Source organism: Streptomyces sp. NPDC001816 (assembly GCF_042892235.1).
In the GTDB taxonomy this organism is placed as follows: Bacteria; Actinomycetota; Actinomycetes; order Streptomycetales; family Streptomycetaceae; genus Streptomyces.
Genome location: NZ_JBIATY010000013.1, coordinates 163538 through 186170, shown reverse-complemented (window position 1 = coordinate 186170; position 22633 = coordinate 163538). Strand labels below are relative to the sequence as shown.

The following is a 22633-nucleotide window of genomic DNA, read 5'->3' as shown; positions in this document are numbered from 1 at the left end:
GGGGGTCCAGGGGGCGGAGCCCCCTGGACGGTCACCGCAACTTACGGGGACGCCGGCGGGTACAGCGACCGAGGCAGCTGTGAAGCCGCGGCAGCGTCGAGCAGCCACAGCGTGCGCTGCCTGCCGTACGCGCCCGCCGCCGGTGCCTGGACCTCGCCCGCGCCCGACAGGGCGATGGCCACGGCCTGGGCCTTGTCCTCGCCGGCCGCGAGCAGCCAGACCTCACGGGCCGAGCGGATCGCCGGGAGGGTCAGCGAGACCCGGGTCGGCGGCGGCTTGGGGGCGCCGTGCACGCCGACCACCGTCCGCTCCGTCTCGCGCACCGCGGGCAGCTCCGGGAAGAGCGAGGCCACGTGGGTGTCCGGGCCGACGCCCAGCATCAGCACGTCGAAGGAGGGAACGGCCCCGTGGTTCTCCGGGCCGGCCGCCTTCGCCAGTTCCGCCGCGTAGGCCTCCGCGGCCGCCTCCACGTCCGCACCGTACGGCCCGTCGGATGCGGGCATGGCGTGCACGCGCTCCGGGTCCACCGGCACGGCGTCCAGCAGGGCCTCGCGGGCCTGCGTGACATTGCGCTCCGGGTCGCCCTCGGGGAGGTAGCGCTCGTCGCCCCACCAGAGGTCGAGCCGGCTCCAGTCGACGGCATCCCGGGCGGGGGCCGCCGCCAGCGCGGCCAGCAGGCCATTGCCGTTGCGGCCACCCGTGAGGACCACGGACGCGTGGCCCCGGGAGGCCTGCGCGTCCACGATCTTCGTGATCAGACGGGCCGCGGCCGCCTGCGCCATCAGTTCCTTGTCGCGGTGCACGACCAGCTGCGGAGTGCTCACTTCGCCGCCGCCTTCTTCGCCGGGGCCTTCTTCGCGGCCGCCTTCTTCGCGGGCGCCGCGGCGACCTCCGCCTCGGCCCCCGTCCCGGCCTGTGCCACCGGCTCCGCCGCGGCGGGTCCGGTGCCCGGGTTCAGCCGCTCCACGCCGTAGCGCAGCGCCGACGCGTAGGTGTCGTCCGGGTCGAGGCGGCGCAGCTCCTCCGCGATCAGCTCGGCGGTGTCCCGCCGCTTGAGCGCGACCGCGCGGGCCGGCTGGCCGTCGATGGCCAGGGTGGCCAGCGAGCCGTCGGCCCGGTCCAGGACGATCGGACCGCAGCTGGTGTCGATGCGGACGGCGGTCAGACCCGGGCCCGAGGACAGCGAGCGCCGCACGGGGACGTCCAGCCGGTCCGCGAGCCACATCGCCAGCAGCTCACAGCTCGGGTTGAACTCCTCGCCCTCCACCTCGACGGCCTTCACCTCGCAGACCACCTGGTCCAGGGCCGCCGCCAGCATCGAGCGCCACGGCGTGATCCGGGTCCAGGACAGGTCGGTGTCGCCTGGCGTGTAGGTCTCGGCACGGGCGGACAGCTCCCGTACCGGCTGCTCGGCGGCGTAGGTGTCGGTGACCCGGCGCTGGGCCAGCGCGCCCAGCGGGTCCTTGGCCGGGTCCAGCGGGGCGTTCGCCGGCCACCAGACGACGACCGGGGCGTCCGGCAGCAGCAGCGGCAGGACGACCGAGTCGGCGTGGTCGGACACCTCGCCGTACAGCCGCAGCACCACCGTCTCGCCGGTGCCCGCGTCCGCGCCCACCCGCACCTCGGCGTCCAGCCGGGACGACGTACGGTTGCGCGGGGAGCGGGAGACGCGCTTGATGACCACCAGCGTGCGCGAGGGGTGCTCGCGCGAGGCGTCGTTGGCGGCCTTCAGGGCGTCGTACGCGTTCTCCTCGTCGGTGACGATGACGAGGGTCAGGACCATGCCGACGGCCGGAGTGCCGATGGCCCGGCGGCCCTGCACGAGCGCCTTGTTGATCTCGCCGGCGGTGGTGCCGGTCAGGTCTATCTTCATGGCCGGCGCCAGCTCCGTCCGTCTCGTGCGAGCATCTCGTCCGCCTCGGCGGGGCCCCAGGTGCCCGACGGGTACTGCGCGGGCCTGCCGTGCTTGTCCCAGTACTCCTCGATCGGGTCGAGGATCTTCCAGGACAGCTCGACCTCCTCCGTGCGCGGGAAGAGGTTGGCGTCGCCCAGCAGCACGTCCAGGATCAGCCGTTCGTAGGCCTCCGGGCTGGACTCCGTGAAGGACTCGCCGTACGCGAAGTCCATGGACACGTCCCGGATCTCCATCGAGGTGCCCGGCACCTTGGAGCCGAAGCGGACCGTGATGCCCTCGTCCGGCTGGACGCGGATGACGACCGCGTTCGAGCCCAGCTCCTCCGTCGCCGTGTGGTCGAAGGGGGAGTGAGGGGCCCGCTGGAAGACGACGGCGATCTCGGTGACGCGGCGGCCGAGACGCTTGCCGGTGCGCAGATAGAAGGGGACACCCGCCCAGCGGCGGTTGTCGATGCCCAGCTTGATCGCGGCGAAGGTGTCGGTCTTCGACTTCGGGTCGATGCCGTCCTCTTCGAGGTAGCCGATGACCTTCTCGCCGCCCTGCCAGCCCGCGGCGTACTGCCCGCGGACGGTGGAGCGGCCCAGGTCCTTCGGCAGCCGGACGGCGCCGAGCACCTTGGTCTTCTCGGCGGCCAGCGCGTCCGCGTCGAAGGAGGCGGGCTCCTCCATCGCGGTCAGCGCGAGCAGCTGGAGCAGGTGGTTCTGGATGACGTCACGGGCGGCGCCGATGCCGTCGTAGTAGCCGGCGCGGCCGCCGATGCCGATGTCCTCGGCCATGGTGATCTGCACATGGTCCACGAAGGACCGGTTCCAGATCGGCTCGAACATCGTGTTGGCGAAGCGCAGCGCCAGGATGTTCTGGACGGTCTCCTTGCCGAGGTAGTGGTCGATCCGGAACACCTGGTCCGGCTCGAACACCTCGTGCACGACCTTGTTCAGCTCCTCGGCCGACTCCAGGTCGTGGCCGAAGGGCTTCTCGATGACCGCGCGGCGCCAGGAGCCGCCGGTCTGGTCGGCCAGCCCGTGCTTCTTCAGCTGCTGGATGACCACGGGGAAGGAGCGCGGCGGCACCGACAGGTAGAAGGCGAAGTTGCCGCCCGTGCCCTGTGCCTTGTCCAGCTCCTCGATGGTGGCGCGCAGCCGCTCGAACGCGTCGTCGTCGTCGAAGGTGCCCTGGACGAAGCGCATCCCCTGGATGAGCTGCTGCCAGACCTCCTCACGGAACGGCGTCCGCGCGTGCGCCTTGACGGCGTCGTGGACCTCGGCCGCGAAGTCCTCGTTCTCCCACTCGCGGCGGGCGAAGCCCACCAGGGAGAAGCCCGGCGGAAGCAGACCGCGGTTCGCGAGGTCGTACACCGCGGGCATCAGCTTCTTGCGGGACAGGTCGCCCGTGACGCCGAAGATCACCAGGCCCGACGGCCCCGCGATACGCGGGAGCCGTCGGTCGGCGGGGTCACGAAGCGGGTTCGCTCCGGAACCAGCAAGGGGTGACAACTCAGCCCTCCGAGGGGGCGAGGCGCTTCAGCTCCGCCTCGGTCGACTTCAGCAGGTCGTTCCAGGACGCCTCGAACTTCTCGACGCCCTCGTCCTCCAGGACCTGGACCACGTCGTCGTACGAGATCCCGAGCTTCTCGAGCGCGTCGAGGTCGGCGCGGGCCTGCTCGTAGGTACCGGCGACGGTGTTGCCGGTGATCTCGCCGTGGTCCTCGGTGGCCTCCAGCGTGGCCTCCGGCATGGTGTTGACCGTGTTCGGCGCGACCAGGTCCGTCACGTACATGGTGTCCTGGTACGCCGGGTCCTTCACGCCGGTCGACGCCCACAGCGGACGCTGCTTGTTGGCGCCCGCGTTCTCCAGCGCCTTCCAGCGGTCGGAGGAGAAGACCTCCTCGTACGCCTGGTAGGCGAGACGGGCGTTGGCGACGGCGGCCTTGCCGCGCAGCGCCTTGGCCTCGTCGGTGCCGAGCCTTTCCAGGCGCTTGTCGATCTCGGTGTCCACGCGGGACACGAAGAAGGACGCCACGGAGTGGATCAGGGAGAGGTCCAGGCCCTTCTCGCGCGCCTTCTCCAGGCCCGTGATGAAGGCGTCCATGACCGCGCGGTAGCGCTCCAGGGAGAAGATCAGCGTGACGTTGACGCTGATCCCGTTGCCGATCGTCTCCGCGATCGCAGGCAGACCCGCCTTGGTGGCCGGGATCTTGATCAGGGTGTTCGGGCGGTCGACCAGCCAGGCCAGCTGCTTGGCCTCGGCGACGGTCGCCCGGGTGTTGTGGGCCAGGCGCGGGTCGACCTCGATGGAGACCCGGCCGTCCTGGCCGTCGGTGGCGTCGAAGACCGGGCGCAGGATGTCGGCGGCGTCCCGGACGTCCGCCGTGGTGATCATGCGGATGGCCTCGTCGACGGTGACCTTGCGGGCGGCGAGGTCCGACAGCTGCTGCTCGTAGCCGTCGCCGCCGCTGATCGCCTTCTGGAAGATCGTCGGGTTGGTGGTGACGCCCACGACGTGCTGCTGGTCGATCAGCTCGGCGAGGTTGCCGGACGTGATCCGCTTGCGCGACAGGTCGTCCAGCCAGATCGCGACGCCTTCCTCGGAGAGGCGCTTGAGTGCGTCTGTCATGGAATTACATCTCCTACGTGTCGTGTATGGGCGTCAGCGCTGGGCGTCGGCGAGGGATTCCCGGGCCTTCGCGGCCACGTTCTCGGCAGTGAAGCCGAATTCGCGGAAGAGGACCTTGCCGTCCGCGGACGCACCGAAGTGCTCCAGGGAAACGATGCGGCCGGCGTCCCCGACGTACTTGTGCCAGGTGAGGCCGATGCCCGCCTCGACCGCGACACGGGCCTTCACGGACGGCGGCAGCACGGAGTCCCGGTACCCCTGGTCCTGCTCCTCGAACCACTCCACCGACGGCATCGACACGACCCGCGTCGGCACCCCGCCGGCCTGCAGCTGCTCGCGCGCCTCGACGGCCACGTGCACCTCGGAACCGGTGGCGATCAGGATCACCTGCGGCTCGCCGCCCTCGGCGTCGAACAGGACGTAACCGCCGCGCGCGGCCTCGTCGTTGGGCTCGTACACCGGCACACCCTGGCGGGTCAGCGCGAGGCCGTGGGGCTGGCCCTTGCCGAACTCCTTGGTGTAGCGCTTGAGAATCTCGCGCCAGGCGATCGCGGTCTCGTTGGCGTCCGCCGGGCGGACGACGTTCAGACCGGGGATCGCGCGCAGCGAGGCCAGGTGCTCGATGGGCTGGTGCGTCGGGCCGTCCTCGCCCAGACCGATGGAGTCGTGCGTCCACACGTACGTCACCGGCAGGTGCATCAGGGCCGACAGGCGCACCGCGTTGCGCATGTAGTCGGAGAAGACGAGGAACGTACCGCCGTAGACACGGGTGTTTCCGTGCAGCGTGATGCCGTTCATCTCCGCGGCCATGGAGTGCTCGCGGATGCCGAAGTGGATGGTGCGGCCGTACGGGTCCGCCTCCGGCAGCGGGTTGTCCGCCGGCAGGAACGAGCTGTCCTTGTCGATGGTCGTGTTGTTCGACCCGGCGAGGTCGGCGGAGCCGCCCCACAGCTCGGGGACGACCGCGCCCAGCGCCTGCAGCACCTTGCCGGAGGCGGCACGCGTCGCGACGCCCTTGCCCGGCTCGAAGACCGGGAGCTTCTCCTCCCAGCCGGTGGGCAGCTCGCCCGCGCTGATCCGGTCGAACTCGGCCGCGCGCTCGGCGTTGTTGTCGCGCCAGAGCTGGAAGGACTTCTCCCACTCCGCCTTGGCGTCGCGGCCGCGCTCCAGGGCCTGGCGGGTGTGGCCCAGCACCTCGTCGGAGACCTCGAAGGACTGCTCCGGGTCGAAGCCGAGGACGCGCTTGGTGGCCGCGACCTCCTCGTCGCCGAGCGCCGAGCCGTGTGCGGCCTCGGTGTTCTGCGCGTTCGGGGCCGGCCAGGCGATGATCGAGCGCATCGCGATGAAGGACGGCCTGTCCGTGACCTTCTTCGCGGCCTCGATCGCGTTGTAGATGGCGTGCGGGTCGAGGTCGCCGTCCGGCTTCGGGGCGATCCGCTGCACGTGCCAGCCGTAGGCCTCGTACCGCTTGACCGTGTCCTCGGAGACGGCCGTCTCGGTGTCGCCCTCGATCGAGATGTGGTTGTCGTCCCACAGCAGGATCAGGTTGCCGAGCTGCTGGTGGCCGGCGAGCGAGGACGCCTCGGCGGAGATGCCCTCCTGCAGGCAGCCGTCACCGGCGATGCAGTAGATGAAGTGGTCGAACGGGGACTCGCCCTGGGGGGCGTCCGGGTCGAACAGACCGCGCTCGTAGCGGGCGGCCATGGCCATGCCCACCGCGTTGGCGACACCCTGGCCCAGCGGACCCGTGGTGGTCTCGACACCCTTGGTGTGCCCGTACTCCGGGTGGCCCGGGGTCTTCGAGCCCCAGGTGCGGAAGGCCTTCAGGTCGTCCAGCTCCAGGCCGAAGCCGGCCAGGTAGAGCTGTGTGTAGAGGGTCAGGGACGAGTGGCCGGCGGACAGCACGAAGCGGTCGCGGGCGACCCACTCCGGGTCGGCCGGGTCGTGCCGCATCACCTTCTGGAAGAGGGTGTACGCGGCCGGAGCCAGGCTCATCGCCGTACCGGGATGGCCGTTGCCGACCTTCTGTACGGCGTCGGCGGCCAGGACGCGAGCGGTGTCCACGGCCCGCTGGTCCAGCTCGGTCCACTCAAGGTCTGTGGTGGTCGGCTTGGTGCTCACCCTGGGTCAGGGCTCCTCTCCACATGTCGGTCGCCGGTCTTCGGGGCATGCGCCCACCCGGCCGCCGGTGCACTTCTGCCCACCGGCCGTTGTTGAGCCTACCCCCGTAAGGACGTGCATTTTTTCGAGTGATTCCAGACTGCCGGGACTCTTGGAGATCCGCCTCCCGACTGGCCGAGGACCCATTCGGCACATGAATACGGAGCCGCTCATCTGACTGCTCAATCGAGCCCCATGACCCCTCTAATGCGCCGCCCGCCAACACGACCCCACCCCCGCGAAGGCCGAGGTATGGGCAACGTCTAAAGTGGCGTGGTACGCGCGAGCCTTTACCCCCACTTCACACGGGGAGGCTTGCTGGGATGTCTCTGTCAGGGGTGTGCGTGACGGCCGTCGAATCCCGTCCAGCGGGTGCGCTCGGGACGAGCCAAAGCCCGGTTCACCGGCCGTTCGGGGCCCGTGTCAAGGCGTTCGTGGCGCTGACCAAGCCGCGGATCATCGAGCTGCTGCTCATCACCACGGTTCCGGTGATGTTCCTGGCGCAGCAGGGTGTGCCCGACCTGAAGCTGGTCCTGCTCACCTGCCTCGGCGGCTACCTCTCGGCGGGCGGCGCGAACGCGCTGAACATGTACATCGACCGGGACATCGACGCCTTGATGGACCGCACCTCGCAGCGCCCGCTGGTGACCGGGATGGTCAGCCCGCTTGAGTGCCTGGTCTTCGGCATCACCCTCGCGGTGGTCTCGACGCTGCTGTTCGGGTTGACCGTCAACTGGCTGAGTGCCTGGCTGTCACTCGGAGCGCTCCTTTTCTACGTCGTCGTCTACACGATGATCCTCAAGCGGCGTACGTCGCAGAACATCGTGTGGGGCGGCATCGCCGGCTGCCTGCCGGTGCTGATCGGCTGGTCCTCGGTCACCAATTCGATGTCCTGGGCGCCGATCATCCTCTTCCTCGTCATGTTCTTCTGGACGCCGCCGCACTACTGGCCGCTGTCCATGAAGGTCAAGGACGACTACGCGCGCGCGGGCGTGCCGATGCTCCCGGTCATCGCCTCCAACAAGGTGGTCGCCCGGCAGATCGTCATCTACAGCTGGGTGATGGTCGCCGTCTCCCTGCTGCTGACCCCGCTCGGCTACACCGGCTGGTTCTACACCCTGGTCGCCCTCGCGGCCGGCGGCTTCTGGCTGTGGGAGGCGCACGGGCTGCAGAACCGGGCGAAGGCCGAGGTGACCGGCGCCAAGCTCAAGGAGATGCGGCTCTTCCACTGGTCGATCACCTACGTGTCGATCCTCTTCGTCGCGGTCGCCGTGGACCCCTTCCTGCACTGACCGACCGCCGTACGTCACAGGTCACAGGGTCCTGCTCTCGCCAGCGGATCTACCCGTGAGTAGCATCCTGGCCATGGCAGACACGCAGCAGGTTGACCCGAAGGCCGAGCGCATCGCAGCCCGGCTCGCGAAGCAGATCAGCGCCTTCTCCAAGACCCACGGCGGCGCCGAGGGCCAGGTGGCCCACATCGGCGAGCGCGGCGCCCGGATCGTCCTCGTCGGCGAGGACGGCGGCTGGGGCGACCTGGTGGCCCCCAGCACCGAGATCGCCGAGCAGGCGGTGCAGAAGGCGGGCATCACGGTCCACGAGTCCTTCGACGGCGAGTTCGCGGCGAAGGTGAAGACGGGACAGTACGAGTGGAGCCGCATGGCCGGAATCCAGGTGGGCGGTCCGCGTAACAGCTGACGCTTCGGGCATCACCTGATCCTGGGTTCACCCGTTAGGACCTGTAAGGCACAGCGTCCCGCGGGGAGTCCGGATGATCGAAACGCCGTCCCTCGTGGACCAGTACTGCCACGGCGTACTGAGAACGGAACTGGGCCTCGGCACCTTCGAGGCCCAGCTCGCCCGCACCGAGGGCCCGCCCGCACCGGGCACCACCCTCTTCGACACCCAGACCGGTTTCGCCGTGCGGCGCTGGTGCCCGCCCCTGCTCGGCCTGGAACCCCACTGCTCGCCGGCCCACTATCTCGCCCAGCGCCGCGAACTCGGCATGCTGGAAGCCGGCCGCAGACTGCTGCGGGGCAGCGGCATCACCACCTACCTCGTCGACACGGGCCTGCCCGGCGACCTCACCGGCCCCGCCGAGATGGCCTCCACGGGCGATGCCGAGGCCCGCGAGATCATCCGGCTGGAGCTGCTCGCGGAGCAGGTCGCCGACACCTCCGGCACGGTCGAGTCCTTTCTCGCCAACCTCGCCGAGTCGGTGCACGCAGCCGCCGTGAACGCCGTCGCCTTCACCTCCGTCGCGGGCGTACGGCACGGCCTCGCGCTCGCGCCGGAGCCGCCCGGACCGGGCGAGGTGCGCGGGGCGGCGGGCCGCTGGCTGGCCGGTCGGCGGGTCGGCGGCGAGCTGACCGATCCGGTGCTGCTACGGCACCTGCTGTGGATCGCGGTCGCCTCGGGACGGCCCCTGCAGCTGCACTCCGGGCTCGGCGAGCCGGGCTCGCGCATCGACCGTACGGACCCGGTCCTGCTCACCGACTTCGTCCGGGCCACGGCCGGGCTCGGCACGGATCTGATCCTGCTGCACAGCTACCCGTACCACCGCCACACCGCCCACCTGGCCGGCGTCTTCCCGCACGTGTACGCCGACTCGGGCGCGGCCCTGGTGCGCACCGGTGCCCGTGCGGCCACGGTCCTCGCCGAGATCCTGGAGCTGGCCCCCTTCGGCAAGATCCTGTTCTCCAGCGGCGCCCACGGCCTGCCCGAGCTGCATGTCGTCGGGGCCCGGCTGTTCCGCGAGGCGCTGGGCCGGGTGCTGGGCGGCTGGGTGGCCGAGGGCGCGTGGTCCCTGGGGGACGCGCAGCGGGTGGCCCGGATGGTCGCGGCGGACAACGCGCGGCGGGTGTACGGGCTGGGGTGAGCTGTACAGACTGAGGGGATGGACACCGAGACGTTACTGGCCCGCTTCCTCCGTGAACTGACGGCACTGAGGCCCGTCGCCGTCTGGGCGCACGGTTCGCTCGCCGCGGGCGACTACCAGGAGGGTCGCAGCGACCTTGATCTGATCGCGGTGCTGCCGCAATCCGTGACCCCTCGGGTCGTATGGAAGGTCGCAGTGGTGCATGCCCGCATGCGTGCCCAGCCCCTCGCCTCCAGGATGCACTGCACCTATCTGACCCCGGACACCGCGGACGACGCCGCCCGCCGCCATCTGACGTGGGCGCACGAGCAGCTGTTCAAGCGGCCGGTCACCCCGGTGACACGGCGGGAGCTGCAGACCTTCGGGCGGGTGCTGCACGGGTGCGGGCCCGCCGGGCTGCTGCCGCCGGTGCCGGACCGGGAGCTCGGCGACTTCGTCGTACGGGACCAGCGGGACTTCTGGCGGCCCGCCGTCGACAACGCCCCGCTGTGGACGCGGGACGTGTGGGTCGACCTGGGGATGATCACCTTCGCCCGGGCCACCGTCACCGCGCGCGACGGCCGGCTGATCTCCAAGCGCGAGGCCCTGGACATGCTGCCCGGCCTGGGTGCACCCGTCGAGGTCGTCGAGGACATCCGCCGACGCCGCTACGGCGACTGGGCGCCGCCCACCGCGGAGTGGACGGCTCGTCGGGCCCGGCTGACCCGGGACTACCTGGGTCCGGCGATCGAGACGTTCACGGAGTCGTACGACTGAGCGGGGAAACCGGCCGTCGCATCGGGACGTTCCCGCAGCGACAGCAGGACGCGCAGGACACCGATCCACACCAGGCACGAGCCGAACATGTGGAGGGCGACGAGCACCTCGGGCAGGTGCGTGAAGTACTGGACGTAGCCGATCACGCCCTGCGCGAGCAGGATCAGGAACAGCTCGCGGGTGCGGTCGAGGGGGCCCTTGGGGGCGTCGACGGCCTTGAGTACGAACCACAGGGCGAAGGTGAGGGTCACCACGATCCAGGCGAGCACGGCGTGCAGCTTGCTGACGGTCTCCCAGTCGATCGGGATCCGGTTGATCTCCTTGGAGTCACCCGCGTGCGGCCCGGCCCCGGTGACCACCGTGCCGACCGCGACGAGCAGCACGGACGCGAGCACCAGGAACCAGACCAGCTGCTGCACGGCCTTGCCGACCAGCGGCCGCGGCGCCGCGTCGCCCTCACGGGTGCGCTGCCACATCACCGTGGCGACGGTGATCAGGGCCGTCGAGAGCAGAAAGTGCGCGGCGACCGTGTACGGGTTCAGACCCACGAGGACCACGATGCCGCCGAGCACCGCGTTGCCCATGACCACCCAGAACTGCGTCCAGCCGAGCCGGGTGAGGCTGCGCCGGTACGGCTTCTCGGAGCGTGCCGCGATGATCGCCCAGCCGATGGCGGCGCACAGCACGTACGTCAGCATGCGGTTGCCGAACTCGATGGCACCGTGGAAGCCCATCGCGCTGGTGGTGGTCAGCGAGTCCTCGGTGCACGTGGGCCAGGTCGGGCAGCCCAGACCCGAGCCGGTCAGGCGCACGGCACCGCCGGTGACGACGATGACGACCGACATCACGAGCGCGGAGAGCGCCGCCCGCCGGACCGTCCGGGGGTCCGGGGTCCAGCGCGCGGCGATGAAGGCGAGCGGGTTGCGCAGCGCCGCTACGACGTCGGCGCGGGTCAGCTTTGGCACGTGCACCATCGTAGGCCGCCGCTTGTGCACGCTTTCACGAGGGTCCCGTGCCGGGACTACTCCCAGCGGAAGAACCGCCCGGCCGCCGCGAGCCCCACGACCCCCCACACGGCGAGGATGCCCAGGTCGCCCCACGGCATCCCGGCGCCGTGCTGGAGCACGTCCCGCAGGCCGTCCGAGAGGGCCGAGATGGGCAGCAGGCCGAGGATGTGCTGACCGGCCGAGCCGAACTTGTCCAGCGGCACGATCACACCGCCGCCGACGAGCAGCAGCAGGAAGACCAGGTTGGCGGCGGCCAGCGTCGCCTCCGCCTTCAGGGTGCCCGCCATCAGCAGGCCGAGCCCCGAGAAGGCGGCCGTGCCGAGGGTCAGCAGGAGCAGGACGGCGAGCACGCTGGTCCCGGCGCGGTGCGGGGACCAGCCCAGCGCGAAGGCGATCACCGTCAGCAGGATCACCTGGAGGACCTCGGTGACCAGGACGGACGCCGTCTTCGCGGTCATCAGGCCCCAGCGCGGCAGCGGGGAGGAGGCGAGCCGCTTCAGCACGCCGTAGCGGCGCTCGAAGCCGGTCGCGATGGCCTGCCCGGTGAACGCCGTCGACATCACGGCGAGGGCCAGGATGCCCGGGGCGAGGAAGTCGACCGCCCTGCCCTTGCCGGTGTCGACGATGTCCACGGAGCTGAAGAGCACCAGCAGCAGGGTCGGGATCACGACCGTCAGCAGCAGCTGCTCGCCGTTGCGCAGCAGCATCCTGGTCTCCAGCGCCGCCTGGGCCGCGATCATGCGCGGGAGGGGCGCCGCACCCGGCTTCGGGGCGTACGTACCGGTCGCGGTCGTCATGAACGCAGCTCCTTGCCGGTCAGCTCCAGGAAGACATCTTCCAAAGTGTGCCGCTCGACCGAGATCCGGTCCGGCATCACCCCGTGCTGGGCGCACCACGAGGTCACCGTGGCCAGCAGTTGCGGGTCGACCTTGCCGACGACCCGGTAGCTGCCCGGGGTCAGCTCGGCGGCCGTGCAGTCGGCCGGCAGGGCCTTGAGCAGGGAGGCCACGTCGAGGCCGGGACGGCCGGTGAAGCGCAGGGTGTTCTCGGCGCCGCCCTTGCACAGCTCCTCCGGGGAGCCCTGGGCGATGACCCGGCCGCCGTCGATGATCGCGACGTCGTCGGCGAGCTGCTCGGCCTCGTCCATGTGGTGCGTGGTGAGGATCACCGAGACGCCGTCGGAGCGCAGGTCCCTGATCAGGTCCCAGGTGGCCCGGCGGGCCTGCGGGTCGAGGCCGGCCGTCGGCTCGTCCAGGAAGACCAGCTCGGGGCGCCCGACGACGGCCATCGCGAGCGCCAGCCGCTGCTGCTGGCCGCCGGACAGCCGGCGGTAGCCGGTGCGGCCGCAGGAGCCGAGCCCGAGGCGTTCCATCAGCGTGTCCACGTCCAGCGGGTGCGCGTGCAGCCTGGCCACGTGGCGCAGCATCTCGTCCGCTCGGGCGCCGGAGTACACGCCCCCGGACTGGAGCATCACGCCGATGCGCGGACGCAGCTCGGCGGACTGCCGCACCGGGTCGAGGCCCAGGACCCGGACCGTGCCGGAATCCGGCTTCCGGTACCCCTCGCAGGTTTCGACCGTGGTCGTCTTCCCCGCCCCGTTGGGGCCGAGTACGGCGGTCACGCCCGCCTGGGCCGCCAGGTCGAGGCCGTCCACCGCGGTCTTCGTGCCATACCGCTTCACCAGGGCCTGGACCTGGACCACGGGCTCACTTCGCATGGCTCCAGAGTCTAGGGAGGTGCCGAGCCGCTCAGGCGTGGGGGTGCGGGAACTCCTCCTCACGGGGCCGGTGCACGGCCAGCCACCGCTCGGCGTAGGCCACCGCGTCCGCCACCGGGAACAGCCGGGCGTCAGCCGCGCCGACCTTGCCGCGTACGACGGGACGGTCCCGTTCGAAGTCGTGGCCCAGCTCGTCGAAGCGGTCCGAGGTGATCGACACCTCGGTCACCGTCTCCCAGCCGCCGCCCGGTGCCGGCCGGCCGACCGGCACCAGCGGGGACGGGATGCGGTACTCGGCCAGGTGGAAGCTGGTGCAGGCGTCGTAGCCCGCGCCGAGCAGCAGGACCCGGGCGCCCAGCCGCTCCAGCCGGGCCAGCGGGCTCCGCTCGCCCAGCCGGCAGTCGGGGGTGTGACCGTCGACGATCTCCGCGGCGCGGGGCCCGAGCGCGGCGAAGGAGGTCTGCGGGTGGGCGCTGCGCAGGGCACCCGGCCAGGTGCGGACGGTCTCCGGGATCACCCCGACCCCGCGCGAGGGGGTGATCAGCGGGTCGTAGGCGGGCATCGTGGCCCGGATCCTGTCCCACCACTCCTCGGGTACCGGAGGGTTGCCCCACACGGCCGGGTCGGACAGCCCGCCCGACTGGGTGGGCACGACGAGCGTGCCGGCGGGGCCCAGCGCGTCGAGGAGTCCCTGGACGACCGCGACGGCGCCTCCGTTGACCCAGCCGAGGGAACTCAGCGAGGAGTGCACGAGGAGGATCTCGCCGGTCTCGACACCCAGCAGACGCAGCTGCGTGGAAACCGTGTCGCGAGTGACAAGAGGGCCGGTCGGAGGGGGTGTGGACATGGTTCGGGAGTCTTCCTGACGGGTGGGTCAGCCGCCAGCTCTTTTGCTGTCCCGGCCCTGCTCGGACGACCACCGGGCGACCGGCGAATGATCGATCAGAAGATCATTTCCGCAGGTCAGATTAGGTATGCCTAAGTGACGCAGGGCACCGCCCGATGATCCGGACCGCGCTTGTCAGGCTCTGAAGAATTACGCAACAATGGCGTTGTGAAAAACGTCGGCGAGGCTCGGGAGACCCCGGTGGGTACCCACCAGGAGGAGTTCGCGACCGGTGAGCGCTCCACGCGCAACCGGGTCGCGCGGTCCATCCTGGACCACGGCCCGTCGACCGTCACCGAACTCGCCGGACGCCTGGGCCTGACCCCGGCGGCCGTACGGCGGCACCTGGACGCGCTGGTCGCGGACGACGTCGTCGAGGCGCGCGAGCAGCGGGTGTACGGCACGCGCACGCGTGGCCGTCCCGCCAAGGTCTTCGCGCTGACGGACTGCGGCCGGGACGCCTTCGACCAGTCGTACGACAAGCTCGCCGCCGACGCCCTGCGCTGGATCGCCGAGCGGGAGGGCGGCGCCGAGGCGGTCGCCGCGTTCGCCCGCGCCCGGATCGCCGCCCAGGCGGGCGCGTACCGCAAGGCGATCGAGAGTGTCAGCCCCGACGAACGCGCAGAAGCGCTGGCCAAGGCCCTGAGCGTGGACGGGTACGCTGCTACGGCGCGCAGCGCACCGGTCGGCGAGCAGCTGTGCCAGCACCACTGCCCGGTCGCCCACGTGGCGGAACAGTTCCCGCAGCTGTGCGAGGCGGAGACGGAGATCTTCGCCGAGCTGCTCGGGACCCACGTCCAGCGACTGGCGACGATCGCGCACGGCGACGGCGTCTGCACGACGTTCATCCCCAAGATTTCCAAGACCAGCGACAACGCATCTGCAAGCACGGCCGGGAGGAACCCCGCATGACTCTCCCCACGGAGACTGCCCACCCCGAACTCGAGGGTCTGGGCAAGTACGAATACGGTTGGGCCGACTCCGACGAGGCCGGTGCCTCTGCGAAGCGTGGTCTGAACGAGGACGTGGTCCGGGACATCTCGGCGAAGAAGTCCGAGCCGGAGTGGATGACCAAGCTCCGCCTCAAGGGCCTGCGCCTCTTCGAGAAGAAGCCCATGCCGAACTGGGGCTCGGACCTCTCGGGCATCGACTTCGACAACATCAAGTACTTCGTGCGCTCCACGGAGAAGCAGGCGGAGTCCTGGGAGGACCTGCCCGAGGACATCAAGAACACGTACGACAAGCTCGGCATCCCCGAGGCGGAGAAGCAGCGCCTCGTGGCCGGTGTCGCGGCCCAGTACGAGTCGGAGGTCGTCTACCACCAGATCCGCGAGGACCTGGAGGAGCAGGGCGTCATCTTCCTCGACACCGACACCGCGCTGAAGGAGCACCCGGAGCTCTTCAAGGAGTACTTCGGCACGGTCATCCCGGTCGGTGACAACAAGTTCGCCTCCCTGAACACCGCCGTGTGGTCGGGCGGCTCCTTCATCTACGTCCCGCCGGGCGTCCACGTGGAGATCCCGCTCCAGGCCTACTTCCGTATCAACACGGAGAACATGGGCCAGTTCGAGCGGACCCTGATCATCGTCGACGAGGGTGCCTACGTGCACTACGTCGAGGGCTGCACCGCCCCGATCTACAAGAGCGACTCTCTGCACAGCGCGGTCGTCGAGATCATCGTCAAGAAGAACGCCCGCTGCCGCTACACGACCATCCAGAACTGGTCGAACAACGTCTACAACCTGGTCACCAAGCGCGCCGTGGCCTACGAGGGCGCGACCATGGAGTGGATCGACGGCAACATCGGCTCCAAGGTGACGATGAAGTACCCGGCCGTCTACCTGATGGGCGAGCACGCCAAGGGCGAGACCCTCTCCATCGCCTTCGCGGGCGAGGGCCAGCACCAGGACGCCGGTTCCAAGATGGTCCACATGGCGCCGAACACCTCGTCCAACATCGTCTCCAAGTCGGTGGCGCGCGGTGGCGGCCGTACCTCGTACCGCGGCCTGGTCGAGATCGGCGAGGGCGCCGCCGGCTCCAAGTCGAACGTGCTCTGCGACGCGCTGCTGGTCGACACGATCTCCCGCTCCGACACGTACCCCTACGTGGACGTCCGCGAGGACGACGTGTCCATGGGTCACGAGGCGACCGTCTCCAAGGTCTCCGAGGACCAGCTCTTCTACCTGATGAGCCGCGGTCTGACCGAGTTCGAGGCGATGGCGATGATCGTGCGCGGCTTCGTCGAGCCAATCGCCAAGGAACTTCCCATGGAGTACGCGCTGGAACTCAACCGGCTGATCGAGCTGCAGATGGAGGGCGCGGTCGGCTGATCACCGGCCCGCAGTCCCCATCAAGCCACTTACGCAAGAAAGCGAGCACTACGACAGCCATGGCTGAGGCTCAGAACATCCCCGTGGGCTCCACCACCGCGGGCCAGATCGCGGTGGCCGCCGAGTCGACCGTCGCCACGCGCATGAGCGCGCCCCCGTCCTTCGACGTCGCGGACTTCCCCGTCCCGCACGGCCGCGAGGAGGAGTGGCGGTTCACCCCGCTGGAGCGCCTGCGCGGGCTGCACGACGGCACCGCCGTCGCGAACGGCGAGGGCGTGAAGGTCACCGTCGAGGCCCCCGAGGGTGTCACCGTCGAGACCGTCGGCCGCGACGACGCGCGCATCGGCAGGGCGGGCACCCCGGTGGACCGTGTGGCCGCCCAGGCGTACTCGGCGTTCGAGCAGGCCGGCGTGGTCACCGTCCCCAAGGAGACGGTGCTCGCCGAACCGATCCGGATCGCCGTGCACGGTGCGGGCGGGGTCGCCTTCGGCCACCAGGTCATCGAGCTGGGTGCCTTCGCCGAGGCCGTCGTCGTCATCGACCACACCGGTGACGCGGTGCTGGCCGCCAACGTCGACTACATCCTGGGCGACGGCGCCAAGCTGACCGTCGTCTCCGTCCAGGACTGGGACGACAAGGCCGTGCACGTCGGCCAGCACAACGCGCTGGTCGGCCGGGACGCCTCCTTCAAGTCCGTGGTCGTCACCTTCGGCGGTGACGTGGTGCGGCTGCACCCGCGCGTGGAGTACGCCGGCACCGGCGGCGAGGCCGAGCTGCTCGGCCTGTACTTCACCGACGCCGGGCAGCACCAGGAGCACCGCCTGCTGGTCACCCACAACACCCCGCACTGCAAGTCGAACGTCGTCTACAAGGGCGCGCTCCAGGGCGACGACGCGCACGCGGTGTGGATCGGTGACGTGCTCATCGAGGCCAGGGCCGAGGGCACCGACACCTACGAGATGAACCGCAACCTGGTGCTGACCGACGGCGCGCGGGTCGACTCGGTGCCGAACCTGGAGATCGAGACCGGCGAGATCGTCGGCGCCGGCCACGCCTCCGCGACCGGCCGCTTCGACGACGAGCAGCTCTTCTACCTGATGGCCCGCGGCATCCCGGAGCACGAGGCCCGCCGTCTCGTCGTCCGTGGCTTCTTCGCCGAGCTGGTCCAGCAGATCGGTGTCGCGGACATCGAGGAGCGCCTGCTCGCGAAGATCGAGGAAGAGCTGGAGGCTTCGGTCGCATGACCTTCGTACGCGCCTGTGCGCTGAGCGAGCTGGAGGAGGACACCCCGAAGCGGGTGGAACTCGACGGCACGCCCGTGTCCATCGTGCAGACCGAGGGCGAGGTCTTCGCGATCAACGACATCTGCTCCCACGCGAACGTCTCGCTCTCCGAGGGCGAGGTGGAGGACTGCCAGATCGAGTGCTGGCTGCACGGCTCCAGCTTCGACCTCCGCACCGGCAAGCCGTCCGGCCTTCCCGCGACGCGCCCCGTCCCCGTATACCCCGTAAAGATCGAAGGGGACGACGTGCTCGTCTCCCTCACCCAGGAGTCCTGAGGCACCCATGGCAACGCTTGAAATCCGAGACCTGCACGTCACCGTCGAGGCCGACAACGCCACGAAGGAGATCCTCAAGGGCGTCGACCTCACCGTGAAGCAGGGCGAGACGCACGCCATCATGGGCCCCAACGGCTCCGGCAAGTCGACCCTCGCCTACTCGCTCGCGGGTCACCCGAAGTACACGATCACCAGCGGCACCGTGCTGCTCGACGGCGAGGACGTCCTGGAGATGTCCGTCGACGAGCGCGCCCGCGCGGGCCTGTTCCTGGCGATGCAGTACCCGGTCGAGGTCCCCGGCGTCTCGGTCTCCAACTTCCTGCGCACCTCCGCCACCGCCGTCCGCGGCGAGGCCCCCAAGCTGCGTACCTGGGTGAAGGAGGTCAAGGGGGCCATGGAGCGCCTCAACATGGACCCGGCCTTCGCCGAGCGCAACGTCAACGAGGGCTTCTCCGGCGGTGAGAAGAAGCGCCACGAGATCCTTCAGCTGGAGCTGCTGAAGCCGAAGGTCGCGATCCTCGACGAGACCGACTCCGGTCTGGACGTCGACGCGCTCCGCATCGTCTCCGAGGGCGTCAACCGCGTCCGCGAGACCGGCGAGGTCGGCACCCTGCTGATCACGCACTACACGCGCATCCTGCGCTACATCAAGCCCGACTACGTCCACGTCTTCTCCGCGGGCCGGATCGTCGAGTCCGGCGGTGCCGAGCTCGCCGACAAGCTGGAGGACGAGGGCTACGAGGCGTACACGAAGGGTGGCGCATCCGAGTGACACAGCTGCCGGGCCTCCTCGACACCGAGGCGATCCGCAAGGACTTCCCCGTCCTGGACCGAGTGATCCACGACGGCAAGAAGCTCGTGTACCTGGACAACGCGGCGACCTCGCAGAAGCCGCGCCAGGTGCTGGACGCCCTGAGCGAGTACTACGAGCGCTACAACGCCAACGTCCACCGCGGTGTGCATGTGCTCGCCGAGGAGGCCACGGCGCTGTACGAGGGCGCGCGCGACAAGGTCGCCGATTTCATCAACGCGCCGAGCCGCGACGAGGTGATCTTCACCAAGAACGCCTCCGAGTCGCTGAACCTCGTGGCGAACATGCTGGGCTGGGCCGACGAGCCCTACCGGGTGGACCACGAGACCGAGATCGTCATCACGGAGATGGAGCACCACTCCAACATCGTGCCGTGGCAGCTGCTGGCGCAGCGCACCGGCGCGAAGCTGAGGTGGTTCGGCCTCACCGACGACGGCCGCCTTGACCTGTCCAACATCGACGAGATCATCACCGAGAAGACGAAGATCGTCTCCTTCGTGCTGGTGTCGAACATCCTGGGCACGGTCAACCCGGTCGACGCGATAGTCCGTCGCGCCCAGGAAGTCGGTGCGCTGGTCTGCATCGACGCCTCGCAGGCCGCCCCGCACATGCCGCTGGACGTGCAGGCCCTGCAGGCCGACTTCGTGGCCTTCACCGGCCACAAGATGTGCGGCCCGACCGGCATCGGTGTCCTCTGGGGCCGCCAGGAGCTGCTGGAGGACCTGCCTCCCTTCCTGGGCGGCGGCGAGATGATCGAGACGGTGTCGATGCACTCCTCGACGTACGCCCCGGCCCCGCACAAGTTCGAGGCGGGCACGCCCCCGATCGCCCAGGCGGTCGGTCTCGGTGCCGCGATCGACTACCTGAACTCGATCGGCATGGAGAAGATCCTCGCCCACGAGCACGCGCTCACCGAGTACGCGGTGAAGCGCCTGGCAGAGGTACCGGACCTGAGGATCATCGGCCCGACCACGGCCGAGGACCGCGGGGCGGCGATCTCCTTCACGCTGGGCGACATCCACCCGCACGACGTGGGCCAGGTTCTCGACGAGCAGGGCATCGCGGTCCGCGTCGGTCACCACTGCGCGCGGCCCGTCTGCCTCCGCTACGGAATTCCTGCGACCACGCGAGCGTCGTTCTATCTGTACTCCACGCCGGCCGAGATCGACGCACTGGTCGACGGCCTGGAGCACGTACGGAACTTCTTCGGCTGACGGGACGAGCGATCGCATGAAGCTGGATTCGATGTACCAGGAAGTCATCCTGGACCACTACAAGAACCCGCACGGGCGTGGTCTGAGGGATGGCGACGCCGAGGTGCACCACGTGAACCCGACGTGCGGCGACGAGATCACCCTTCGCGTGAAGTACGACGGAACGACGATCAGGGACGTCTCGTACGAGGGCCAGGGCTGCTCCATCAGCCAGGCCTCGGCCTCCGTGCTGAACGAGCTCCTGGTCGGCAAGGAACTGGCCGACGCGCAGAAGATCCAGGAGACCTTCCTGGAACTGATGCAGTCCAAGGGCAAGGTCGAGCCCGACGACGCCATGGAGGAGGTGCTGGAGGACGCGGTCGCGTTCGCCGGTGTCTCCAAGTACCCGGCCCGGGTCAAGTGCGCCCTCCTCAGCTGGATGGCGTGGAAGGACGCGACGGCCCAGGCCCTGGGCGGGGCCGACGCCGAAAGGAAGACGGCATGAGCGACACCGTGGAGACAAAGCCGGCCTCGGAGGAGGAGCTCCGCGAGGCCCTGTACGACGTCGTCGACCCCGAGCTGGGCATCGACGTCGTCAACCTCGGCCTGATCTACGGCATCCACATCGACGAAGCGAACATCGCGACGATCGACATGACCCTGACCTCGGCGGCCTGTCCGCTGACCGATGTCATCGAGGACCAGGCCAAGTCCGCCACCGACGGCCTGGTGAACGAGCTGCGCATCAACTGGGTCTGGATGCCCCCGTGGGGCCCCGACAAGATCACGGACGACGGCCGGGAGCAGCTTCGGGCGCTCGGGTTCAACGTCTGAGACATCCGCGTACGTGAAGCGGCGGCACCTGGGAGGTGCCGCCGCTTTCGTGTGTTCAGGCGAGCCCGTCCACCAGCAGGAACGCCGAGTCGGCCCGGTACAGGTCGGTGTTCCGGTACGGGTCCAGCCTCAGCTGGAAGTTCTGGTGGCGCAGGAAGCGGCCGGGGTAGTTGACCGACTCCAGCATGGTCGCGCCGGTGAAGGAGGACGGGCGGGGGCAGAACGTGGCGTCCTGCTCGAACAGGCGGGAGCCGTCGTCCTGTTCGGCGCGCAGCAGGAAGTTGCGGTGGCGCAGGTAGTCGCCGTCGGTCGTGGCGAAGGAGTAACAGCGGGCGTCGGACAGCCCCTTGACGAGGGTGAAGGTGGCGGCGCGGCGGGCGGAGGGTGAGTCGGCCCGGTCGAGCTTCACGTAGTCGCCGACGACGTGCCAGTAGCGGTCGGGATAGTTCAGGGAGCGGACGGAGCGCCGGTCGGCGGTGGTCGGCTTCGGGGAACTGCCCTGGTGCGCCGGGGACTTGGCCGGGGTGGGCTTCGAGCCGGCCGGGTGGGTGGGTGTCGGGGACCCGGTCGTGGCGGGTGCTGCCGAGGCCATGCTCGTCCTCCCCTTCGGCGCAGCGGGCGTGCTCGCCGAAGGGGAGGCGAAGGAGAGCAGGCCGGGGCCGCTGTCCGTGGAGGCTCCGGCCGTGGGCCGGGCGGTCCGCTGCTCGCGGGTCTGGCCGGTCATGGCTATCGCCGTCACACAGGCCGTGATCGTGGCCACGGCAAGTGCGCCTGCCAGCCAGAGTCTTCGGGTGCCGGGGGCCCGGGAGGTGTCCGGGTTCCAGTCGTTCTCCCAGGGTTGGCGTTGCGGGGAGTGGGGGGTGTTTTCAGGCATGCGGTTCTCCACCGCCGCCCGGGGGCGGCGGCCGGGGTGTGTGGGTGACGTGAGTGAAGCGTGAAGCAGAAGTGGTGCCGAGGGGCTGCACATTAGTGGAGTGGGGTGGTGTAGCGAGCGATTTCTATGAAAATGAAACTTCCTCGTTGTGTACGCCCGTACACAACGCTGGGTACCCTTGTCCTCATGGGATACCTGTTGCTCGCCGGCGCCATCGCCGCCGAGGTCGCCGCCACGACGGCGATGAAGTACAGCGAGGGCTTCAGCAGGCTCGGACCCTCGCTGGTGACGGCTCTGGGCTACGTCGTCTCCTTCGCGCTGCTCGCCCGGACGCTGAAGACCGTGTCGATCGGCACGGCGTACGCGATCTGGTCCGGGGTGGGCACCGCGACCATCGCCGGCATAGGCCTGATGCTGTTCGGGGAGGGGCTGAGCGCGACCAAGGTCGCCGGGATCCTGCTGATCGTCGGGGGAGTGGTGGTGCTGAACCTGGGCGGGGCGCACTGATGCCCCGCCGTTACGACCCCGAGCGGCGGCAGCGGATCATCGACGCGGCGATCCGGGTCGTGGGGGAGAAGGGCATCGGCGGGCTGAGCCACCGCACGGTCGCCGCCGAGGCGGACGTGCCGCTCGGCTCCACGACCTACCACTTCGCCACCCTGGACGACCTCCTCGTGGCCGCCCTGTGCCAGACCAACGAGGGCTTCGCCAAGGTGCTCGACGCCAGCGAGGTGCTGGCCGACACCGACGGTGATCTCGCGGCGAGCCTCGCCCGGATCCTCGGCGAGTGGCTGGGCGGCGACCGGCCGGGCATCGAGCTGGAGTACGAGCTGTATCTCGCGGCCCTCAGGCGCCCCGCCCTGCGCCCCGTCGCCGCCCAGTGGACCGAGGAGACGGCCGCGCGGCTCGCCGCACGCACCGATCCGGTGACGGCGCGGGCGCTGCTCGCGCTGATGGACGGCATCTGTCTGCAGGTGCTGCTGACGGGCGGTTCGTACGACGAGGAGTACGCGCGCGAGGTGCTGAAGCGGGTGATTCCCTGATCACCCGCGTGTTCACCGGTCGAGCGACGACTTCCGGAAAACCGTGAACTCTCCGATG

24 protein-coding genes are annotated in these 22633 nt (G+C 69.9%); 14 read left to right on the top strand and 10 right to left on the bottom strand.

Annotated elements, in window-relative coordinates:
* Positions 1-41: 41 nt before the first annotated feature.
* Genes pgl through tkt form a run of 5 tightly spaced genes read right to left on the bottom strand, consistent with a single transcriptional unit; the run spans position 42 to position 6649 of the window.
* Positions 42-824, bottom strand: coding sequence for a 6-phosphogluconolactonase (pgl, locus tag ACFYZZ_RS36265; RefSeq protein ID WP_386574073.1), 783 nt, complete (start codon positions 822-824; stop codon positions 42-44).
* Positions 821-1873 carry a glucose-6-phosphate dehydrogenase assembly protein OpcA gene (opcA, locus tag ACFYZZ_RS36260; RefSeq protein WP_389185508.1) on the bottom strand — a complete coding sequence of 351 codons (1053 nt, stop codon included), beginning with the start codon at positions 1871-1873 and terminating at the stop codon, positions 821-823. Before opcA ends, pgl begins: the two co-directional genes overlap by 4 nt.
* On the bottom strand, positions 1870-3408 hold the full coding sequence (zwf, locus tag ACFYZZ_RS36255) for a glucose-6-phosphate dehydrogenase (protein ID WP_389185506.1): 1539 nt from the start codon (positions 3406-3408) through the stop codon (positions 1870-1872). The genes opcA and zwf overlap by 4 nt, the downstream gene beginning before the upstream one ends.
* Position 3409: 1 nt before the next feature.
* Positions 3410-4528 (bottom strand): transaldolase, encoded by a 1119-nt coding sequence (gene tal / locus ACFYZZ_RS36250; RefSeq protein WP_389185503.1) that lies wholly within the window; start codon positions 4526-4528, stop codon positions 3410-3412.
* Positions 4529-4561: 33 nt separating this feature from the next.
* Positions 4562-6649 carry a transketolase gene (gene tkt, locus ACFYZZ_RS36245; RefSeq protein WP_389185499.1) on the bottom strand — a complete coding sequence of 696 codons (2088 nt, stop codon included), beginning with the start codon at positions 6647-6649 and terminating at the stop codon, positions 4562-4564.
* Positions 6650-7011: 362 nt separating this feature from the next.
* On the opposite strand from tkt, the gene ACFYZZ_RS36240 reads away from it, so the two are divergent.
* The 4 genes from ACFYZZ_RS36240 to ACFYZZ_RS36225 all read left to right on the top strand — a co-directional run bounded on the left by ACFYZZ_RS36240 (position 7012) and on the right by ACFYZZ_RS36225 (position 10322).
* On the top strand, positions 7012-7980 hold the full coding sequence (locus tag ACFYZZ_RS36240) for a heme o synthase (protein WP_389185496.1): 969 nt from the start codon (positions 7012-7014) through the stop codon (positions 7978-7980).
* A 73-nt stretch (positions 7981-8053) separates the two neighbouring features.
* Positions 8054-8386 carry a hypothetical protein gene (locus ACFYZZ_RS36235; protein WP_389185493.1) on the top strand — a complete coding sequence of 111 codons (333 nt, stop codon included), beginning with the start codon at positions 8054-8056 and terminating at the stop codon, positions 8384-8386.
* A 73-nt stretch (positions 8387-8459) separates the two neighbouring features.
* Complete coding sequence (locus tag ACFYZZ_RS36230; RefSeq protein WP_389185490.1) at positions 8460-9566, top strand: amidohydrolase family protein; 1107 nt, start codon at positions 8460-8462, stop codon at positions 9564-9566.
* Between the two features lie 18 nt (positions 9567-9584).
* A complete protein-coding gene (locus tag ACFYZZ_RS36225; protein WP_389185488.1) occupies positions 9585-10322 on the top strand; it encodes a nucleotidyltransferase domain-containing protein in 738 nt (245 codons plus the stop codon).
* On the opposite strand, the gene ACFYZZ_RS36220 is transcribed toward ACFYZZ_RS36225, so the two are convergent.
* From ACFYZZ_RS36220 to ACFYZZ_RS36205, 4 genes are read right to left on the bottom strand one after another with little or no spacing between them, the layout of a single operon-like run.
* Entirely contained in the window at positions 10277-11296 is a 1020-nt protein-coding gene (locus ACFYZZ_RS36220) for a heme A synthase (protein ID WP_389185485.1), read from the bottom strand. The two genes, ACFYZZ_RS36225 and ACFYZZ_RS36220, sit on opposite strands and share 46 nt — an antisense overlap.
* A 47-nt stretch (positions 11297-11343) precedes the next feature.
* A complete protein-coding gene (locus tag ACFYZZ_RS36215) occupies positions 11344-12126 on the bottom strand; it encodes an ABC transporter permease (protein WP_389185482.1) in 783 nt (260 codons plus the stop codon).
* The gene (locus ACFYZZ_RS36210; RefSeq protein WP_389185479.1) at positions 12123-13046 is read right to left on the bottom strand and encodes an ABC transporter ATP-binding protein; all 924 of its coding nucleotides are present in this window, start codon (positions 13044-13046) and stop codon (positions 12123-12125) included. Before ACFYZZ_RS36210 ends, ACFYZZ_RS36215 begins: the two co-directional genes overlap by 4 nt.
* A 31-nt stretch (positions 13047-13077) precedes the next feature.
* On the bottom strand, positions 13078-13893 hold the full coding sequence (locus ACFYZZ_RS36205; protein WP_389185476.1) for an aminoglycoside N(3)-acetyltransferase: 816 nt from the start codon (positions 13891-13893) through the stop codon (positions 13078-13080).
* Positions 13894-14100: 207 nt separating this feature from the next.
* Here ACFYZZ_RS36205 and ACFYZZ_RS36200 point away from each other — a divergent pair, with 207 nt between their 5' ends.
* The 8 genes from ACFYZZ_RS36200 to ACFYZZ_RS36165 are packed head-to-tail and all read left to right on the top strand — an operon-like array spanning position 14101 to position 20658.
* Complete coding sequence (locus ACFYZZ_RS36200) at positions 14101-14844, top strand: helix-turn-helix transcriptional regulator (RefSeq protein WP_389185473.1); 744 nt, start codon at positions 14101-14103, stop codon at positions 14842-14844.
* Positions 14841-16262 carry a Fe-S cluster assembly protein SufB gene (gene sufB / locus ACFYZZ_RS36195; RefSeq protein ID WP_381665113.1) on the top strand — a complete coding sequence of 474 codons (1422 nt, stop codon included), beginning with the start codon at positions 14841-14843 and terminating at the stop codon, positions 16260-16262. The genes ACFYZZ_RS36200 and sufB overlap by 4 nt, the downstream gene beginning before the upstream one ends.
* A gap of 59 nt (positions 16263-16321) precedes the next feature.
* Positions 16322-17506, top strand: a complete 1185-nt coding sequence (sufD, locus tag ACFYZZ_RS36190) for a Fe-S cluster assembly protein SufD (protein WP_389185471.1) — start codon at positions 16322-16324, stop codon at positions 17504-17506.
* Positions 17503-17820 (top strand): bifunctional 3-phenylpropionate/cinnamic acid dioxygenase ferredoxin subunit, encoded by a 318-nt coding sequence (locus ACFYZZ_RS36185; RefSeq protein ID WP_389185468.1) that lies wholly within the window; start codon positions 17503-17505, stop codon positions 17818-17820. The genes sufD and ACFYZZ_RS36185 overlap by 4 nt, the downstream gene beginning before the upstream one ends.
* 7 nt (positions 17821-17827) lie before the next feature.
* Positions 17828-18592 carry a Fe-S cluster assembly ATPase SufC gene (gene sufC, locus ACFYZZ_RS36180; RefSeq protein ID WP_386574058.1) on the top strand — a complete coding sequence of 255 codons (765 nt, stop codon included), beginning with the start codon at positions 17828-17830 and terminating at the stop codon, positions 18590-18592.
* Entirely contained in the window at positions 18589-19845 is a 1257-nt protein-coding gene (locus tag ACFYZZ_RS36175; protein WP_389185465.1) for a cysteine desulfurase, read from the top strand. The genes sufC and ACFYZZ_RS36175 overlap by 4 nt, the downstream gene beginning before the upstream one ends.
* A 16-nt stretch (positions 19846-19861) precedes the next feature.
* The gene (sufU, locus tag ACFYZZ_RS36170) at positions 19862-20329 is read left to right on the top strand and encodes a Fe-S cluster assembly sulfur transfer protein SufU (RefSeq protein ID WP_386574055.1); all 468 of its coding nucleotides are present in this window, start codon (positions 19862-19864) and stop codon (positions 20327-20329) included.
* On the top strand, positions 20326-20658 hold the full coding sequence (locus ACFYZZ_RS36165; protein ID WP_386574054.1) for a metal-sulfur cluster assembly factor: 333 nt from the start codon (positions 20326-20328) through the stop codon (positions 20656-20658). The genes sufU and ACFYZZ_RS36165 overlap by 4 nt, the downstream gene beginning before the upstream one ends.
* A 55-nt stretch (positions 20659-20713) precedes the next feature.
* Here ACFYZZ_RS36165 and ACFYZZ_RS36160 read toward each other — a convergent pair whose 3' ends face one another.
* Positions 20714-21532, bottom strand: a complete 819-nt coding sequence (locus ACFYZZ_RS36160; protein WP_389185460.1) for an AbfB domain-containing protein — start codon at positions 21530-21532, stop codon at positions 20714-20716.
* A gap of 186 nt (positions 21533-21718) precedes the next feature.
* Between ACFYZZ_RS36160 and ACFYZZ_RS36155 the strand changes: the two genes are divergently transcribed.
* Together ACFYZZ_RS36155 and ACFYZZ_RS36150 are read left to right on the top strand one after the other, a co-directional pair.
* Positions 21719-22039 carry a DMT family transporter gene (locus ACFYZZ_RS36155; RefSeq protein WP_389185457.1) on the top strand — a complete coding sequence of 107 codons (321 nt, stop codon included), beginning with the start codon at positions 21719-21721 and terminating at the stop codon, positions 22037-22039.
* Entirely contained in the window at positions 22039-22575 is a 537-nt protein-coding gene (locus ACFYZZ_RS36150) for a TetR/AcrR family transcriptional regulator (protein ID WP_389185454.1), read from the top strand. Before ACFYZZ_RS36155 ends, ACFYZZ_RS36150 begins: the two co-directional genes overlap by 1 nt.
* The last annotated feature ends 58 nt before the right edge of the window (positions 22576-22633 follow it).

Bases quoted from the DNA above. Each gene is read 5' to 3' on its own strand.
- opcA (WP_389185508.1), bottom strand. From the start codon at position 1,873: ATGAAGATAGACCTGACCGGCACCACCGCCGGCGAGATCAACAAGGCG.
- tal (WP_389185503.1), bottom strand. From the start codon at position 4,528: ATGACAGACGCACTCAAGCGCCTCTCCGAGGAAGGCGTCGCGATCTGG.
- ACFYZZ_RS36240 (WP_389185496.1), top strand. From the start codon at position 7,012: ATGTCTCTGTCAGGGGTGTGCGTGACGGCCGTCGAATCCCGTCCAGCG.
- ACFYZZ_RS36235 (WP_389185493.1), top strand. From the start codon at position 8,054: ATGGCAGACACGCAGCAGGTTGACCCGAAGGCCGAGCGCATCGCAGCC.
- ACFYZZ_RS36230 (WP_389185490.1), top strand. From the start codon at position 8,460: ATGATCGAAACGCCGTCCCTCGTGGACCAGTACTGCCACGGCGTACTG.
- ACFYZZ_RS36225 (WP_389185488.1), top strand. From the start codon at position 9,585: ATGGACACCGAGACGTTACTGGCCCGCTTCCTCCGTGAACTGACGGCA.
- ACFYZZ_RS36220 (WP_389185485.1), bottom strand. From the start codon at position 11,296: ATGGTGCACGTGCCAAAGCTGACCCGCGCCGACGTCGTAGCGGCGCTG.
- ACFYZZ_RS36215 (WP_389185482.1), bottom strand. From the start codon at position 12,126: ATGACGACCGCGACCGGTACGTACGCCCCGAAGCCGGGTGCGGCGCCC.
- ACFYZZ_RS36210 (WP_389185479.1), bottom strand. From the start codon at position 13,046: ATGCGAAGTGAGCCCGTGGTCCAGGTCCAGGCCCTGGTGAAGCGGTAT.
- ACFYZZ_RS36205 (WP_389185476.1), bottom strand. From the start codon at position 13,893: ATGTCCACACCCCCTCCGACCGGCCCTCTTGTCACTCGCGACACGGTT.
- sufB (WP_381665113.1), top strand. From the start codon at position 14,841: ATGACTCTCCCCACGGAGACTGCCCACCCCGAACTCGAGGGTCTGGGC.
- sufD (WP_389185471.1), top strand. From the start codon at position 16,322: ATGGCTGAGGCTCAGAACATCCCCGTGGGCTCCACCACCGCGGGCCAG.
- ACFYZZ_RS36185 (WP_389185468.1), top strand. From the start codon at position 17,503: ATGACCTTCGTACGCGCCTGTGCGCTGAGCGAGCTGGAGGAGGACACC.
- sufC (WP_386574058.1), top strand. From the start codon at position 17,828: ATGGCAACGCTTGAAATCCGAGACCTGCACGTCACCGTCGAGGCCGAC.
- sufU (WP_386574055.1), top strand. From the start codon at position 19,862: ATGAAGCTGGATTCGATGTACCAGGAAGTCATCCTGGACCACTACAAG.
- ACFYZZ_RS36165 (WP_386574054.1), top strand. From the start codon at position 20,326: ATGAGCGACACCGTGGAGACAAAGCCGGCCTCGGAGGAGGAGCTCCGC.
- ACFYZZ_RS36160 (WP_389185460.1), bottom strand. From the start codon at position 21,532: ATGCCTGAAAACACCCCCCACTCCCCGCAACGCCAACCCTGGGAGAAC.
- ACFYZZ_RS36155 (WP_389185457.1), top strand. From the start codon at position 21,719: ATGGGATACCTGTTGCTCGCCGGCGCCATCGCCGCCGAGGTCGCCGCC.
- ACFYZZ_RS36150 (WP_389185454.1), top strand. From the start codon at position 22,039: ATGCCCCGCCGTTACGACCCCGAGCGGCGGCAGCGGATCATCGACGCG.